This is a genomic window from Psychromicrobium ferritrahens, assembly GCF_043789415.1.
Classification (GTDB): Bacteria; Actinomycetota; Actinomycetes; order Actinomycetales; family Micrococcaceae; genus Renibacterium.
In genome coordinates this window covers 79,240-94,830 of the sequence record NZ_JBDLLW010000001.1, presented here as the reverse complement: position 1 = coordinate 94,830, position 15,591 = coordinate 79,240, and the positions used below count along the sequence as shown (strand labels likewise).

The following is a 15,591-nucleotide window of genomic DNA, read 5'->3' as shown; positions in this document are numbered from 1 at the left end:
AGCAGCAGTGAAATTTCTGGCCTCCACTGTGGAGAGCTAGGGCTGCTACGGCCCATCGCTGCAACCGCCGGGCATACTCGCATCACCAAAAATTTTTGAGAATTGCTTGCGAGGCTGGAGCCGGGGCTTGCCAGTTTTGCATCTGTAGACAGTGCAGCGACCATTCTAGCATTTTTGCCGCTGATGGGGAGGCAGCCCGTTCATTCGCGCACGGCATGAGCCTGCTGCCCCGATCAAACTGAAACTCCAGCTGGAGCAGACGAATAAACAACTCGTAAAAAAACCTCCTCGATGCGTAGTGGATTCATAAAGCTTCATACCGGTTCCCGCCCACGGTGCCAGAGTTAAAGAATGTGCAGTCGAACATCTCAACTCATCGAAAACACTCGTCGCGAAACCAGTAGCGACCTCGATTCGGAGGGCGAATTTATCGCCTTGAATGACGGAGGTGAATTCAGTTATCACGCCTCACAACAGCGCTTGCTGGAAAGCTTTGAATATCCCGCAGAAGCGATCTGCATTATTGACCGAAACGGTTATTCCTATGGTCTGTGGATGGACGAGCAGCGGAGACTGCGACTCACCGCTCCTCGTGGCCGCGTTGAATTCCACAATTTACGCCAGGCCTGGCTTCGTACCCAGCGGCTTCGCCCGCAGAGTTACCCCTTGCACCGCTTGATGCCGGTGAGCTCGGCTTCTTTGATCAACAGCATGTTCGAAACTCTGCAACTCGAGCAGCAGCCCTCTGGCATCGGCTCGGAATGGACCCTGCATCTGGCCCAGACCACCAGTCATCCGTTCAGCCTCGCCATGGTCGATCATTACCTTGCTGAGCAGGATTCACTGGATCAGGTGATCGTCTGCGATCCCTTCGGGCATTCCTATCAGCCCGTTCGTCATCAGACGCATCGCTTCCTCGCCCCAGCCGCGGGTTATATCTGCTACGAGGAAATCGCCGTGCGGAAGCCCTTAGTCGCCGCGAATAATCCCGCGTAGCTTTTCCACTCTGGCTGCCAGTTCCCGCTCCAGGCCGTTGGAGGTGGGCAGGTAATAATTCTTGGCGGTCAGGTCATCTGGCGCGTACTGCTGCTGAGCTACGGAATGCGGCTCATCGTGGGCATAGATGTAGCCCTTACCGTGCCCCAATTGCTTGGAGCCAGGATAGTGGGCATCGCGCAGATGAAGCGGAATGGTGGTGCCTTGACCGGCCCGGATATCGGCGATGGCGGCATCGAGACCTAAATATGCCGCATTGGACTTGGGCGCCGTGGCCAGATGCACCACGGCTTCGGCCAGCGGAATCCGGCCCTCGGGCATGCCGATCAATTGAACCGCCTGTGCCGCGGCCACAGCGGTTTGCAGCGCCGTGGGGTCCGCCATCCCAATGTCCTCACTCGCCGAGATGATCAGCCGCCTGGCGATGAACCGAGGATCCTCACCGGCTTCGATCATCCTGGCTAGGTAGTGCAAGGCGGCATCGACGTCGGAACCTCTGATCGACTTGATGAAAGCACTGATCACGTCATAGTGCTGATCCCCGGCTCGGTCATAACGCACCGCGGCCGCATCGATGGCTCGTTCGGCGTCCACCAGTTCGAGTCTGGGCAGAGCAGGCTCGGCGGAATGCTCCAAACGCTCGAGTGCCACTCCGGCGGCGGCCTCCAGGGTGGTCAGCGCTCTGCGGGCATCTCCTGAAGCGAGCCTCACCAAGTGGTCCAAGGCCTCTTCCGAGATCTCCAATGAAGCGTCGAGACCTCGGGGGTCGAGCATCGCTCGTTCGATCAGGGATTTGATGTCTTCGTCTCCCAGGGGCTGCAGGGTCAGCAGTAAGGAGCGAGAAAGCAGCGGCGAAACCACTGAAAAGGAGGGGTTTTCAGTGGTCGCAGCAACCAGCACCACCCAGCGGTTTTCCACCCCGGGCAGCAGCGCATCCTGCTGGGCCTTGGTAAAGCGGTGGATCTCATCGAGGAACAGCACCGTGGTTCTGCCGTGCAGATCTCGCGCGGTGAGCGCTTCATCCATCACCCGGCGAACATCCTTGACCCCGGCAGTAATGGCTGAGAGTTCGACGAATGATCGTCCGGGACCGCGAGCGATCACGTGCGCGAGCGTCGTCTTGCCGGTTCCGGGCGGCCCCCAGAGAATGACGGAACTGGGCCCCGCCGCTGATTCGCTCGCCGCGTTCGCGAGCCGGCGTAAGGGCGAGCCCTCCCCCAGTAGATGCTGCTGGCCCACGACCTCATCGAGGCTGCGCGGACGCATCCTGACAGCCAGTGGAGCCCTGGCGCGCCCAGCGCGCGGCTGCGCCACCTCGTCATCGCTGAAGTCGAACAGATCACTCACACCCCTACGCTACCGTGAGGCTCCGACAAGCTGACAAACGATTCTCGCTCGGGGACGCTAACGTAGGAGGATGACCCGCAGCCAAGCTCCCGCAGCCCGCACCGCCTGGGTGACGGCGCAGCGGCTGAGCGGCTGGGTTCAGCGCTTTGAGGCCTCCCATGGCGAGCTGGCTTTCGACGCCGGTCAGCAGGCGCTGCGGATCACGGCCCAGGACGGCGCGGTCGCTGAATTGACAGCCCCGTGGCCGGTGGACGGACGTCCCGGCCGAGGCAGTGACGAGGTGACCCGCTTGGCCAGCCTGAGCGCTCAGTCTCGCACCCTGTTCCTGCTGCTGATTCGACGCGGCGGCTATGCTCTGGCGGTCTGCCGTGAGGGAGAAGTGCTCAATTCCAAGATCGGTACTCGTTATGTGCAGTCCCGAACCGCCGCGGGCGGTTGGTCGCAGCAGCGCTTTGCCCGCCGTCGTGCGAATCAAGCCGACGCCATGATCGAGGCGGTCGCCGCGCATGCCGCCAAACTGCCCAGCGCTGATTGTGAGTATCTGCTGCTGGGCGGCGATAAAGCGATGGCCACGGCGCTCCTTGCAGAGCCGGTGCTATCCGCCGTCGCCGCCCTGCCGCAGCTCGCCTTCCTGGATGTTCCGGATCCCAAGGCGAAAGTGCTGGCCGAGGCAGCGCGCAAGGCCTGTAGCGTGCGCATCCGGGTCAGTGATTCCGCCGTCTGCGCGCCCTGAGTTTAAGCTGAAACCATGCCGAGCGTTGAAATCGTTGCCGCCGAGAAGATCGGGCTCGAGGAACTGTTGTCGCTCTATCATGCTGTGGGTTGGCACGCTTTCGATCACGCGCCAGGGAAGCTCATGGAGGCACTGCGCAACTCCACCGCGATTGCCCAGGCACGGCATCAAGGCCAGCTGGTAGGACTCGCCAGAGTGGTTTCGGACCGGGTCTCAATCTGTTTTCTGCAGTCCCTCGCGGTGCATCCCGAGTTCCAGCGCCAAGGGCTGGGCAAGGCCCTGGTAGAGGCAATCTTCGAGCCTTTTCCGCTCATGGTGCGCGCTCTGATCACCGGGACCGAACCCGCACAGCGCGCCTTTTACGAATCGCTGGGCTTCAACGACCCGGAGAAGACCCTGCCGGAACCGTCAACTGTTTTTCTTCGGCACTACTGAGCTTGCACCGACGCTCGTCGGACTCTCATTCGTTCCTAGTGCTCAGGCCTACCGAAAGCCGGCCCACTGAACTACCCGAGCATGCCCAGATACCCTGGCCCATTGAAAACCGGTTTTACTGGGCCCGAATAACTATGGCCCACCGAAAGTCGATTTCAGTGGGCCATAGCGTGGCTGAAGCGCCGTCCGACGTCGCTCAGGCTTCGGGCTCGGCAGCTGGCTTAGGCTGCTTGACCGCGTCGATGCCAGCTTCCTTGCGCTGCTGCGCGGTGATCGCCGCGGGAGCCCCGGTCAGCGGATCGAAGCCGCCGCCGGACTTCGGGAAGGCGATGACGTCGCGGATCGACTCGACGCCGGCCAGCAGGGCGACTGCCCGGTCCCAGCCGAAAGCGATTCCACCGTGTGGCGGCGCGCCGTATTTGAAGCCTTCAAGCAAGAATCCGAAGGTCTCCTGCTGAGCGGTTTCGTCCAGACCCATCAGGGCGAAAACCCGCTCCTGAATATCCCGCCGGTGGATACGGATCGAGCCGCCGCCGATTTCGTTGCCGTTGCAGACAATGTCGTAGGCGTAGGCCAGGGCCGCGGCAGGATCCTGATCGAAGGACTCCAGGTACTCCGGCTTGGGCGAGGTGAAGGCGTGGTGCAGTGCGGTCCACTCGCCGCCGCCCACCGCAACATCACCGGAAGCAGTCGCTGCCGCTGCCGATTCGAACATCGGGAAGTCGACGATCCAGACAAAAGCGAAGTCATCGGGGTTGATCAGGCCGGTGCGGTGACCGATTTCCACCCGGGTGGCACCCAGGATCGACCAGGCGTCATCACGTTCACCGGCTCCGAAGAACACGCAGTCACCGGGTTTCGCGCCGACCGCTTCGGCGAGGCCTGCTTTTTCGCTGTCCGAGAGGTTCTTCGCCACCGGGCCGGTCAGTTCGCCGTCCTCCTGGATCAGCACATAGGCCAGGCCTTTGGCGCCACGCTGCTTGGCCCATTCCTGCCAGGCGTCCAGGGTGCGCCGCGGCTGTGAAGCGCCACCGGGCATCACCACGGCACCCACATAGGGAGCCTGGAAGACCCGGAAAGTGGTGTCCTTGAAGTAGTCGGTGAGCTCGGTGAGCTCCAGACCGAAGCGCAGATCGGGCTTATCCGAGCCGAAGCGCGCCATCGCCTCCCAGTAGGGCATCCGCTGGATCGGCGTCGGCACCTCGACGTCGATCAGCCGCCAGAGAGCTTTCACGATCCGCTCGCCGAGGGCGAGCACGTCTTCCTGATCCACGAAGCTGGCTTCGATATCGAGCTGAGTGAATTCCGGCTGGCGATCCGCACGGAAGTCCTCATCCCGGTAACAGCGGGCAATCTGGTAATACTTCTCGAAGCCCCCCACCTGAAGGAGCTGTTTGAAGAGCTGGGGAGACTGAGCCAGTCCGTACCAGTTGCCGGGAGCTAGCCGCGCCGGAACTACGAAATCACGGGCCCCGCCCGGAGTGGACAGGGTCATCGTCGGGGTCTCGATCTCCACGAATCCTTCATCGTGCAACAGCTCCCGCGCCACCCGGTTGGCTTCAGAGCGCAGTTTGAGGTTCTTCGCCATCGGCGCGCGGCGCAAATCGAGATAACGGTGCTTCAGCCGGGCTTCTTCACCCACCGAGCCATCGCCGCCGTGCTCGTCGAGCTGGAAGGGCAGCGCAGCTGATTCGTTGAGCACCGTCACGGTGTCAGCGATCACTTCGATCTCGCCCGAGGCCAGCGCCGGGTTCTCATTTCCCTCCGGACGCCGCTGCACGGTGCCGGTCACCTGAAGCACGAACTCATTGCGCAGGGAGTGGAAGTCGTCCTCATTGCGCGCCACTACCTGCGCCACGCCGGAAGCATCGCGGAGGTCGACGAAAGCCACTCCGCCATGATCACGACGGCGAGCAACCCAGCCGGTCAGGGTTACGGTTTGGCCGATCAACTCGGTGTTCAGGCTCCCGAGTTCATGAGTGCGCAGCACAGCGGTCCCTTTCAATGATGTGAATGAAGAAAGTAGAGAAAAGTAGAGAAAACAAGCCTAAACCGGTACAACCGGTATAGCTTGAGAAAAGTTTACAGTTCCTGGCCCTCTTCGCTGACAAGAAGATGCACTCCGTGACAGAAGCCCGCTGAACTCACTCGGTGAGGAGATTTCGTTGCACCTCTACGCGGCGGTCTTCAAGCGGTGGCAGCCAGTTCTCGGGGTCCGCCGGCAATTGCTCGCCGGAGCGAAGGTCCTTGACCTCGCTGCTGCCGTCCTCTTGAAGGAACCAGACGAAGGGGATCCCCCGACGATCAGCGAATTTAATCTGCTTGCCGAATTTCTCGGCCGAGACGGCGACCTCGGTGGGAACGCCCCGGGCCCGCAGACTCGCCGCGATATCCTGGGCGGCAGACCAGTCTTGGTCCGAGGTCAAGGCCACGTACACCGCCGTCGGGACCTGCCGAGAGGCGGTAGCCAGCTGCTGGCTGAGGATCCTGGCCACCAGACGGCTCACCCCGATGGAGAGCCCCACCCCGGGGAAGGTGCGATTGCCCTTGCGGGCCAGCGCATCGTAACGGCCCCCGGAGCAGATCGAACCCAGCGCCTCGTGGCCGACCAGCTCGGTTTCCATTACGGTCCCGGTGTAATAATCCAGGCCGCGGGCAATAGAGAGATCAGCGATCACGACGCCGGGTGCCCGGTTCATCGCCGCGCTCAACACCGTGGAAAGCTCCTCCAGCCCCTCGGTGAGCAGCTCATTCTGCACACCGTGTGTTTCGCACAGTTGACGGACCTGGGCCACGAAGCCCAGATCGGAGCTGCGGATCTGGGCCAGGGCCAAGGCCGCCTGGGCCTGGGTGTCGGTCGCCCCGAGTTCTTCGCTGAGCAGCTTGGCCACTGCGGTGGCGCCGATCTTCTCCAGTTTGTCGATATTGCGCAGCACCCCGGCGGTGTCCTCGAGGCCTAAACCGCGGTAGAAGCCCTCGGCGAGTTTCCGGTTGTTGACCCGAATTCTGAACTCCGGAATCGGCAGCGAGGAAAGCGCGTCAACCGCGAGCAAAACGATCTCGACGTCGTGCAGAAAAGGCAAAGTGCCGTCCCCCACCACATCGAAATCAGCCTGGGTGAATTCCCTGGCACGGCCTTCCTGGGGGCGCTCGCCTCGCCAGGCCTTCTGAATCTGATAGCGCTTGAAGGGGAAAGCCAGGTAACCGGCGTTTTCCACCACATAACGTGAGAAGGGCACCGTCAGATCGAAGTGCAAGGCGAGCGAAGGATCGCTCGCGCCCTCTTCGGCCTGCAATCTGCTGACCGCGTAGACCTCTTTGTCGATCTCGCCCTTCCGGAGCAGCTGCTCGACGGTTTCCACCGCACGCGTCTCGATCGAGGCGAAGCCGTGCAACTCGAAACAGGATCGCAACGAGTCGATGACATGCTGCTCAATCATCCGCTCCTGAGGCAGTAATTCAGGGAAACCGGACAGTGAGGCACTTCTTGCCATCTAACTCTGCTCCTTCGAAAGTCTTCATCATGGGTATGCCGGTGCTGCAAGCATGCACCGGCATCTACTAAGGTTCTCACAGGACAGCACCCGGACTCTTGGGTAAACTGTCTGAGGCAACCAGTTTAGCCAGTTTTGCCGGGCTGATCGGCTGGACTGCCTTCCATCACCGAAGGACGACGACGAGGAGCTGCATTGGCGGCGAGCAAGAACCAGGCGCGAGAGAACAAGAAGCGCATCGCGCAGATGGCGGCCAAGAGCGAGCTCCGCGAGGCGCAACGCAAGCGCCGACTGCGCGATAACATCGTCAGCGCGGTCGCCGTCGTCCTCGTCCTCGGGCTGGCAGTGCTATTGCAACTGACGGTCTTCAACTCCAATCCGACGGCTGATGAGGTGGCCCAGGCCAAGGCCGGACTCACCGACCCCGCCAGCACGAACAGCCCGAGTGCCACTCCGACGCCGACGGTCTCACTGCCGCCAGTGCCGAATCCTTCGGTGGCTGCCGGAAAGACCTTCACCGGGAATATGAGCCTCAATGGCAAGCCGCTGGGAGTCAGCATTGACGGCACCAAGGCACCTCAGGGCGCCGCCGCTTTCAAAGCCCTGACCGATAGCAAGTTCTATGACGGCAAAACCTGCCACCGCTTGACCACCGGCAGCTTCGCTGTGTTGCAGTGCGGCTCGGTCGATGGCACGAGTGCCGGAAACACCCCGAATTTCACCTGGGGACCGGTGGAGAACGCTCCGAAAAACAATGTCTACCCGGCTGGAACCATTGCCATGGCGCGACAGACCGACAACGGCAAGAGCATGGGCACCCAGTTCTTCATCGTTTACAAGGACACCACCATTCCGGCGGACTCAGCCGGTGGCTACACCGTACTCGGCAAGATCACCAGCGGGCTGGACGTGGTGAGTGATCTTGCGAAGGCTGGAACCGCCGATGGTTCAAGCGACGGAGCCCCGAAGACGCCAATCAAGATAGACTCGTTTACGCTCAAGTGATGCCCCGTCGATGGAAAGAGTTCTAGCGGTGACCGAACGTCAACAATCCGACGAAACAGTAAGCTCCACTCCTACCCCCAGCGCGGCTGCGCCCAGCGTGGTGCCCTCGCCCGCGGCTCTGGCGGCCCGGCCGAAGCCCCCGGCTTTAGCCGAGACGGCTAAAGGCAGCAGCGCACCGGTCGCTGCCCCTGTTGTCCAGGCGGCCAGTGCTGAGACGCTCCGTTTCGGACGCGCCGAAGACGATGGACACGTCTTTCTATTACTCGACGGCGAAGAGATTCCGGTCGGCCAATATCCCGGTGCCAGTCAAGAGGAGGCGCTCGGATATTTCGCCCGAAAATTCGAGGACCTGGTGGCTCAGATCGCACTGCTCGAACAGCGAGTGGACGCCAAGGCAGCTAGCACGGATATGCACAAGACCGTGACGCATCTGCGTGCCCTGCTCGCTGAGCGGAACGCCATCGGAGACGTGCGCACCGCGGAAGGCCGCCTTGATTCCCTCGATGAGCGGATCAAGGCCCTGCAACAGGCTGAACGGGCCGAGCATGAAGCGCTGCGCGCCGCTGAGCTGGCGGCGCGGGAATCGATTGTCGCCGAAGCCGAGGCCCTGGCCGCCCAGGATCCGGCGAACACTCAGTGGAAAAACGGCAGTACACGGATGAACGAGCTTTTCGACGCCTGGAAGCTGGCGCAGAAGGACGGCGTCCGGCTCGGCAAAGCGACCGAGGATGCCCTCTGGAAGCGTTTCCGGGCGGCACGCACCGTGTTCGACCGGCATCGCAGGGCGTTCTTCTCCCAGCTCGACAGCGCCAATGCGGTGGCCAAGTCCGCCAAGGAGAAACTGATCGAAGAGGCCGAGGCGCTTTCCACCTCCACTGAGTGGGGAGTCACCGCCGGTGCATACCGAGAGCTGATGGACCGTTGGAAGACCGCGCCACGGGCGAGCAAAAAGGAAGACGACGCGCTGTGGGCCCGCTTCCGCGGAGCTCAGGAGAAATTCTTCGAAGCACGGCAGCTGGCCAATGCCGCGATCGACGAAGAGTACTCGAAGAACCTGGTAGTCAAAGAAGCCCTGATCACTGAGGCAAAGGCCTTGCTGCCGATCAGGGATCTGACGAGCGCCAAGAAGGCTCTGCAGTCGATCCGTGATCGCTGGGAGGACGCCGGTAAGGTTCCCCGTGCTGATATGCAGCGCGTGGAAGCAGGTTTGCGGTCGGTGGAAGACGCCGTGCGCAAGGCCGAGGACGACCATTGGAAGCGCACTGATCCCGAGGCCAAGGCCCGGACCAATAGCGCATTGACTCAGCTGGAGGCGGCGATCTCCGCGCTTGAGGCTGATCTGGCGGACGCGAAGGCCAAAGGCAACGCCAAGAAGATCAAGAACGCCGAAGACGCTCTGGCGGCGCGGCAGGCCTGGTTGGAGCAGATCCGAAAATCTGCTGACGAACTGGGCTAGCCCACTCCGGCAGGGCCCCGGCGGCGCCGATGTTATCCACATCGGTGCCGCTGGGGCTTTTTTCTTAGCCGCCTTCGCGGCATTCTTCCACTATGAGTTCATCTTCCCTCACCGCGGCGCTGAATTACTCCCGCAGCGAATCGGCTCTGGGTCTGTTAGCTCCCGGGCGGCTTTTCAGCTGGGCTGAGCTCCAGGGGATGGCTCGGGACGGCGTGTTGCAGCGGGTTTTCGGTGCTTGCTATCTTCCCGCCGGAGCTCTCGTGCAAGCGGAGCATCGAGCGGTTGCCATGTCACTGCATTTTCCGCCCAATATGGTGAGCAGATTGGTCCTCGGCCGGTTCAGCGCGGCCTGGGTGCACGGCAGTACTTTCATGCCGCCGCGTGTCACTGCGCTGATCGACCACCGTCGACGCGCCGGTATGCTGCCGCCTTTCAGCCAACTACAGGTTCATGAGGTGAGGTTGGGCCGCTTCGACGTGATCGAGAGGTCCGGGGTGCGAGTCACCTCGGCACTGAGGACCGCCGTCGACCTCGCCTTCCAAGGCCGTCCGAGTGTTCCCGGCTGGGCTGATCCAGTCGAGATCCTCGGGCAACTCTGTGAAAACCCGGAGTTGGCTTGTCCGGCGTCCTTGGTGCGACGTGCCATCGAGTGCATGGGGCAGGTCCCTTATAAGCACAAGGCTCTGAAGAGGGTAGATTCCTTGGCCTCAGGAGCGGAACACGACCCTTGATGAAATGCCGGATCCGCTTAGCTGCGTCGTTGGCTTCCCGTGGTCCGATACACGTCAAAGACCCCGTCAATGCGTCGCACAGCGCTCAGAATGTGATTGAGGTACTTCGGGTCTCCCATTTCAAAAGCAAAGCGGGAAATGGCCAGTCGATCGCTCGAGGTCTGCACGGTGGCGGAGAGAATATTCACATGGTTCTCCGAAAGCACCCTGGTGACGTCGGAAAGCAGGCTCTTGCGGTCGAGCGCCTCTACCTGAATCTCGACCAGGAAGACGCTGGACTGGGTCGGAGCCCATTCGACGTCGACGATTCGATCGGGCTGATCGCGCAATTCGACGACATTGCGGCAATCACTGCGATGCACCGAGACCCCGGATCCCCTGGTGACGAACCCGATAATCGAATCGGGCGGCACCGGCGTGCAGCACCGCGCCAATTTGACCAGTACATCCCCTACTCCGCGAACCATCACGCCGGAGTCTGAGTGCCTGGGTTTAGGAGTGTGCGTGGTGGGGATCGAGCTGGCCTCGATCTCCTCTTCGGCGACGTCGTGTCCACCCAGCAGGTCAACCAGCTTCTCGACCACCGAGGCAGCCGAGACATGGCTGTCCCCCACCGCAGCATAGAGCGCTGAGATATCGGGGTAGCGCAGTTCTTCGGCAACCCCGAGCAGGGCCTCATGGGTCATCATCCGCTGCAACGGCAGATTCTGCTTGCGCATCGCCCGGGTGAGCAATTCCTTGCCCTTATCAATGGCCTCTTCGCGGCGTTCCTTGCTGAACCACTGACGGATCTTATTCCGCGCCCTGGGGCTCTTGACGAAGTTCTGCCAATCTTGGCTCGGTCCGGCTCCTTCGGCCTTTGAGGTGAAGACCTCGACCCAGTCCCCGTGGTTCAGTTCGCTATTGAGCGGCACCAGTTTTCCGTTGACCCGGGCGCCGATGGTCCGGTGCCCCACTTCGGTGTGTACCGCATAAGCGAAATCCACCGGGGTGGAGCCGGCCGGCAACGCCATCACATCGCCTTTGGGTGTGAAAACGAAAACCTCACGAGCATTGATCTCGAAACGCAAGGAATCCAGGAACTCCCCCGGATCCTTGGTCTCCTGCTGCCAATCGGCCAAGGTGCGCAACCAGCCCAGATCGCTGTCCCGGGTTTCCGCTGGTGCGGCCTTACTACCGGCCTGGCTCTTATACTTCCAGTGCGCGGCCACGCCGTATTCCGCTCGCTGATGCATTTCATGGGTACGAATCTGGATCTCCACCGGCTTTCCGCCGGGTCCGATCACCGTGGTGTGCAGCGATTGGTACATATTGAACTTCGGCATCGCGATGTAATCTTTGAAGCGGCCGGGCAGCGGGCTCCAGCGAGCATGCATGGCGCCGAGCGCGGCATAGCAGTCTCGTACCGAGTCCACCAGCACCCGGACCGCGATCAGGTCGTTGATGTCGTCGAAATCCTTGTCCCGCACGATCATCTTCTGGTAAATCGAGTAGTAGTGCTTGGGACGCCCGGTGATGGTCGCTTTGATTCTGGCCACCCGCAGATCTTCGCTGATCTGCGAGCGAACCGCGGTGAGGCTCTTTTCTCGTTCCGGGGTGCGATCTTCCACCATCCGGACTATTTCCTCGTAGACCTTAGGGTAGAGCGCAGCGAAGGAGAGATCCTCCAGTTCCCACTTGATCGTGTTCATGCCGAGGCGATGCGCCAAAGGGGCGAAGATCTCCAGAGTCTCCCGGGCCTTCCGAGCAGAGGACTCGGGTGAGACAAAACGCCAGGTGCGGGCATTGTGCAGCCGGTCAGCCAATTTGATGACGAGCACCCGGATGTCTTTGGCCATCGCGACAACCATTTTGCGGACGGTCTCCGACTGCGCGGCTTCGCCGAAGGTCACTTTATCCAGCTTGGTCACACCGTCGACCAGCATGGCGACTTCCGGACCGAACTCCGCTTTGAGCTGTTCCAGGGTGTAGGGGGTGTCCTCCACGGTGTCGTGGAGCAGCGCGGCGGCGAGCGTGGTTCCGGCCATGCCCAGTTCGGCCAGAATGGTGGCAACCGCAACCGGATGGGTGATGTAGGGGTCACCGCTCTTGCGTTTCTGCCCCTCATGGCTGCGTTCAGCGACCTGATAGGCGCGCCGAATCAGATCAAAATCTTCACGCGGATTATTGGCCCGCACGACTCGAAGCAAAGGCTCCAGAATCGGTGAGTGGTTGCTGCTACCGCGACCGGTCAGCCGGGCCAGTCGCGATCTGGTTCGTTCCCGCCGTCCGGTCGGCACGCTGATCCGTTGCACCGGGTTGGGCACCGCAGCGGCTTGCCCTTCAGCGGACGGTTTCCGGGCGGGATTGGAGGCTCTTTCACCTGATGAAGTAGCTGTGACGTTATCTTCCACGGTGCCCCCTTCCTAACCGCCTTCGGCATCGCCGAAATATAAAATCTACCCTAAGTCAACGCTGAGTTCATCTAGTCTATGCCCGCCAGATGCCAGTGATGACCGGCACCCAGGGGTGCCGGTCATCACCAGAGCAGCTTTTAGGCTTTGCTGGTCACAGGCTCCGCATCCGCCGTGGCACTCTGCGAGGCGATTCGTGCCTTGACCCGCTCGGCTTGCTTCACCAGATCGGGTTCGTTCTGGCGGAACAAGGCGTAGAGCGGTGCCGCGATGAAGATCGTGGTGAGACCGCCGACGATGATGCCGATGAACAGCGATAGCGACAGATCGCGCAGGGTTCCCGCGCCGAGGAGGAAACTACCGATGAACAGAATCGAGGCGACCGGCAGCAGAGCCACCATCGAAGTGTTGATCGAACGCACCAGGGTCTGGTTCACCGCGAGGTTGACTTCCGAACCGAAGGTACGGCGCGTGGAGGTCTTGATATCCGCGGTGTTCTCCCGGATCTTATCGAAGACCACCACGATGTCGTAGAGCGAGTAACTCAGAATGGTCAAGAAGCCGATGATCGCCGACGGCGTCACCTCGACATCGGTGACCGAGTAGATCCCCGCCGTGGTGATCTGCACGAAAAGCATGCCGATAATGGCGGCCAGCGACATCTTCCAGGTTCGGAAGTAGAGCGCCATCAGCACGGTGGCGAGCAGCACGAAGATGATCAAACCGATCAACGCCTGGTTCGTCACATCGGCTCCCCAGGTGGGTCCGACGAAGGTCGAGGTCACCTGGTCGTCTTTGACGCCGTATGCGGTCACCAGCGCGGCCTTGACCTTGAGGGTCTGGTCATCACTGAGTGTGTCTGTCTGGATCTGCATATTGCTGCCGGCGACGTTGGCCACCTTGGCGATCTTGCCACCGGTGACATTTGCGACAGCCTGCTCTCCGAGAGCTGTGCTGGTATCTTTCACGTTGGTCACGGTGAACTCGCTGCCACCACGGAAGTCAATGCCCAGGTTGAAGCCACCTTTGAGCACCGGAACCAGGATGGACCCGACGACCAGAATCGCGGCAATAATGAACCAGAGCCTGCGGCGTCCTACGAAATCATAGGAGCGTTTGCCGGTGTAGAGCTCATTGCCGAAAGTCGAGAAGCTGGTGAACTTAGCCATTAGTCGTTGTCCTTTGCTGCACTAGTGACTTTTGTTGCTTTGCTCGAAAGAGCCTCAGCCGATTCTGTGGTTTCGTTCTTTGCGGAGGCTTCGAGCTTTTCGGCCAGCCTGCGTTCCGCGATGGTCTGCCGACGTTCCGCTTCTCCCGCCGCTGCAGCGTTCTTACCCTTCACCACAGTGGGTCGATCAGCGGGCGTCCGGAGGCGTCCGGCGCCCCGATAGAGCGGCACCGCACCCAGACGGTCCGGAGAAAGACCCGAGAGCTTATGGCCCTCCCGGAAGAATTTCCGGGTGGAGAGCAGTTGCAGCATGGGATGGGTGAACATGAAGACCACGATGAGGTCGGCGATTGCCGTCAGGCCCAGGGTGAAAGCGAAGCCCTGCACGTTCCCGACCGCTACGAAGTAGAGCACGATGGCGGCCAGCAGGTTGACGGCTTTGGAAGCGAGAATGGTCCGCTTGGCGCGCTGCCAGCCATTGGCCACTGCGGCATTGAGGCTGCGGCCTTCGCGGAGCTCATCACGGATTCTTTCGAAGTACACGATGAAGGAGTCAGCGGTCTGGCCGATCGCAACGATCAAACCTGCCACGCCCGCCAGCGACAGGCGGTAGCCCATCCCCCAGCCGAGCAGGGCGATCGCCAGGTAGGTCAGGATGCCCGCCACCACCAGGGAGGCGACGGTGACCAGGCCGAGCACGCGGTACTGGAAGAGTGAATAGATCACTACCAAGATCAAGCCGATAGCACCGGCCAGCAGGCCCATCTCGAGCTGCTGGGTACCGAGCGTCGCGGAAACCTGCTGCTCACTCTGGATGGTGAAGCTAATCGGCAGCGCACCGAATTTGAGTTTATCGGAAAGGGCTTTGGCGCTGGCTTCGGTGAAGGAGCCGGTGATCTGAGATTTGCCGTCAGTGATCACTGCCATCGAAGACGGCGCTGAAATGACCTGACCGTCCAGCACAATGGCGAATTGACTCTTCGGATCCTGCGGGTTTGCCGTGTAGAAACCGTTCAAGCGAGTGGTTACGGCGCGGAAAGCGTTGGTGCCTTCACCGTTGAACTCGAGGTTGACCGCCCACTTATTAGTGGTGGCTCCCTGGGCTCCCTGCTGCAAACCGTAGCTGGCTCCGGAGATGTCCTTGCCGACCACCTCTACCGGGCCCAGGATGTACTTCATGCCAGTACCGGGCTCGCAGGCCACGGTGGCCTTCTTCGGATCGGCGTTCTCAATCGGGCTGGAGACCGGGTTGACGCAGGAGTAGCTCTCAAAGAGCTTGAAGACGTCCGGAGTGACATTGTTGTTGTCACTGCCGTCTTTCGGCGCAGCCGTGGGCTTCGGGATCTTAGCGTCCGGGGTCAGCTGCTCCTTGGGAGTCGCCACACCCTGCGCTGAGGTGATCACGGGGCGGAAGCTCATCGCTGCAGAGGCTTTGATCAACTCGCGCTGCTCCGCCGTCGGAGTGCCAGGCATGCTGACCACGACATTATTGCCGCTCTGCGTATTGATCTGTGATTCGGAGACACCCGAACCGTCAACCCGCTGGCGAATAATGGAAACAGCTTGCTGCAACTGCTCATCGTTGATCGATCCATTGCCTTCGACTTTGGGGGCAAGGATCATCTGGGTGCCGCCCTCTAGATCGAGGGCGAGCTTAGGTGCCCAACTGGCACCGCCAAACATCGCTCCGCCGCCTAGCAGCAGCACCAGAGCCACAGTGAGAGCACCCAGCCACAGAATTACCCTGCGGCCTTGTGATGCGGGGCCTTTTCGCGCCATATGAATTCTCGGTTCTTTCTCGCGTCCGTGAAAGTTCTAAATAACTGTTCAACA

At 61.2% G+C, this 15,591-nt stretch carries 12 protein-coding genes; 6 read left to right on the top strand and 6 right to left on the bottom strand.

Translation table 11 applies throughout. The features are described 5' to 3' along the window. Positions 1 to 351 precede the first annotated feature (351 nt). Entirely contained in the window at positions 352 to 996 is a 645-nt protein-coding gene (locus ABDK06_RS00425) for a hypothetical protein (protein WP_394937786.1), read from the top strand. Here the strand turns inward: ABDK06_RS00425 and ABDK06_RS00420 are convergent. Continuing rightward, complete coding sequence (locus ABDK06_RS00420; protein ID WP_394937784.1) at positions 970 to 2,343, bottom strand: replication-associated recombination protein A; 1,374 nt, start codon at positions 2,341 to 2,343, stop codon at positions 970 to 972. The genes ABDK06_RS00425 and ABDK06_RS00420 overlap by 27 nt on opposite strands. A gap of 70 nt (positions 2,344 to 2,413) precedes the next feature. Here ABDK06_RS00420 and ABDK06_RS00415 point away from each other — a divergent pair, with 70 nt between their 5' ends. Both ABDK06_RS00415 and ABDK06_RS00410 read left to right on the top strand, forming a co-directional pair. After that, positions 2,414 to 3,076, top strand: coding sequence for an acVLRF1 family peptidyl-tRNA hydrolase (locus tag ABDK06_RS00415; RefSeq protein WP_394937782.1), 663 nt, complete (start codon positions 2,414 to 2,416; stop codon positions 3,074 to 3,076). Between the two features lie 15 nt (positions 3,077 to 3,091). After that, the gene (locus ABDK06_RS00410) at positions 3,092 to 3,511 is read left to right on the top strand and encodes a GNAT family N-acetyltransferase (RefSeq protein WP_394937780.1); all 420 of its coding nucleotides are present in this window, start codon (positions 3,092 to 3,094) and stop codon (positions 3,509 to 3,511) included. Between the two features lie 196 nt (positions 3,512 to 3,707). Here ABDK06_RS00410 and aspS read toward each other — a convergent pair whose 3' ends face one another. After that, positions 3,708 to 5,501: an aspartate--tRNA ligase gene (gene aspS / locus ABDK06_RS00405; protein ID WP_394937778.1), complete on the bottom strand. Its 1,794-nt coding sequence runs from the start codon at positions 5,499 to 5,501 to the stop codon at positions 3,708 to 3,710. A gap of 154 nt (positions 5,502 to 5,655) precedes the next feature. Continuing rightward, positions 5,656 to 7,005: a histidine--tRNA ligase gene (gene hisS, locus ABDK06_RS00400; RefSeq protein WP_394937776.1), complete on the bottom strand. Its 1,350-nt coding sequence runs from the start codon at positions 7,003 to 7,005 to the stop codon at positions 5,656 to 5,658. A gap of 195 nt (positions 7,006 to 7,200) precedes the next feature. On the opposite strand from hisS, the gene ABDK06_RS00395 reads away from it, so the two are divergent. The 3 genes from ABDK06_RS00395 (at position 7,201) to ABDK06_RS00385 (ending at position 10,197) form a co-directional block, all read left to right on the top strand. Further along, entirely contained in the window at positions 7,201 to 8,010 is an 810-nt protein-coding gene (locus ABDK06_RS00395) for a peptidylprolyl isomerase (protein ID WP_394937774.1), read from the top strand. A gap of 10 nt (positions 8,011 to 8,020) precedes the next feature. Then, a complete protein-coding gene (locus ABDK06_RS00390; protein WP_394937771.1) occupies positions 8,021 to 9,466 on the top strand; it encodes a DUF349 domain-containing protein in 1,446 nt (481 codons plus the stop codon). A gap of 92 nt (positions 9,467 to 9,558) precedes the next feature. Continuing rightward, positions 9,559 to 10,197: a hypothetical protein gene (locus ABDK06_RS00385; protein WP_394937769.1), complete on the top strand. Its 639-nt coding sequence runs from the start codon at positions 9,559 to 9,561 to the stop codon at positions 10,195 to 10,197. Between the two features lie 17 nt (positions 10,198 to 10,214). Here ABDK06_RS00385 and ABDK06_RS00380 read toward each other — a convergent pair whose 3' ends face one another. From ABDK06_RS00380 to secD, 3 genes are all read right to left on the bottom strand, one after another. Further along, positions 10,215 to 12,503 carry a RelA/SpoT family protein gene (locus tag ABDK06_RS00380; RefSeq protein WP_394940762.1) on the bottom strand — a complete coding sequence of 763 codons (2,289 nt, stop codon included), beginning with the start codon at positions 12,501 to 12,503 and terminating at the stop codon, positions 10,215 to 10,217. A gap of 227 nt (positions 12,504 to 12,730) precedes the next feature. Further along, positions 12,731 to 13,759 carry a protein translocase subunit SecF gene (gene secF, locus ABDK06_RS00375; protein ID WP_394937767.1) on the bottom strand — a complete coding sequence of 343 codons (1,029 nt, stop codon included), beginning with the start codon at positions 13,757 to 13,759 and terminating at the stop codon, positions 12,731 to 12,733. Continuing rightward, the gene (secD, locus tag ABDK06_RS00370) at positions 13,759 to 15,537 is read right to left on the bottom strand and encodes a protein translocase subunit SecD (protein WP_394937765.1); all 1,779 of its coding nucleotides are present in this window, start codon (positions 15,535 to 15,537) and stop codon (positions 13,759 to 13,761) included. Before secD ends, secF begins: the two co-directional genes overlap by 1 nt. Positions 15,538 to 15,591: the final 54 nt, after the last annotated feature.